Below are 749 nucleotides of genomic sequence, written 5' to 3' on the forward strand. Positions count from 1 at the left end.
GAAACAAAAGCAATCTACAGGCACATTTCGCAGCCTGATTTGCTTTTTAGCCGTAAAGGGCTATGAGCGGTAACGCTCTGTTCGAGATAATTAGTGCTTTGCAAGTAAAAAGACGGTTAGCGATAAGCGTATTTTTCGCCTGATTATTATGTATTAGATAAAACAATGCGGAGTTTATAAAACAATGCCTAAAATTAAAACAGTACGTGGTGCTGCTAAGCGTTTCAAGAAAACAGCTTCAGGCGGTTTCAAACGTAAACAATCTCACTTACGTCATATTTTGACTAAGAAAACCACTAAACGTAAACGTCACTTACGCCACAAATCAATGGTAGCGAAAGCAGACCAAGTATTAGTAGTAGCGTGCTTACCATACGCATAAGCGTTGAGTCAAGTTAAAACGTACTTTAGTGAATTTTAGTTAATTATATACATTAGGAGATTTAATAATGGCTCGTGTAAAACGTGGTGTTATTGCAAGAGCACGCCATAAGAAAGTTCTTAAGGCTGCTAAAGGTTATTATGGTGCGCGTTCACGTGTTTATCGCGTTGCGTTCCAAGCTGTAATTAAAGCTGGTCAATATGCTTACCGTGACCGTCGTCAACGTAAACGTCAATTCCGTCAATTATGGATTGCACGTATCAACGCTGCAGCACGTCAAAACGGTTTATCTTACAGCAAATTCATCAACGGCTTGAAAAAAGCTTCTGTTGAAATCGACCGTAAGATTTTAGCTGACATCGCTAGA

At 39.3% G+C, this 749-nt stretch carries 2 protein-coding genes; both read left to right on the forward strand.

The window, feature by feature from the left end; all coding sequences use genetic code 11:
* The first annotated feature begins 184 nt into the window (after positions 1–184).
* Positions 185–382: a 50S ribosomal protein L35 gene (gene rpmI, locus FE782_RS33490; RefSeq protein ID WP_005596065.1), complete on the forward strand. Its 198-nt coding sequence runs from the start codon at positions 185–187 to the stop codon at positions 380–382.
* A gap of 67 nt (positions 383–449) precedes the next feature.
* Positions 450–749, forward strand: a 300-nt coding sequence (rplT, locus tag FE782_RS33495) for a 50S ribosomal protein L20 (protein ID WP_138198434.1), incomplete at its 3' end; no start/stop codon positions are given.

Origin of the sequence: Paenibacillus antri, assembly GCF_005765165.1 — a bacterium.
In the GTDB taxonomy this organism is placed as follows: Bacteria; Bacillota; Bacilli; order Paenibacillales; family YIM-B00363; genus Paenibacillus_AE; species Paenibacillus_AE antri.

What these genes read in the sequence shown, in the direction of transcription:
- rpmI (WP_005596065.1), top strand. Translation starts at nt 185, where the DNA reads ATGCCTAAAATTAAAACAGTACGTGGTGCTGCTAAGCGTTTCAAGAAA.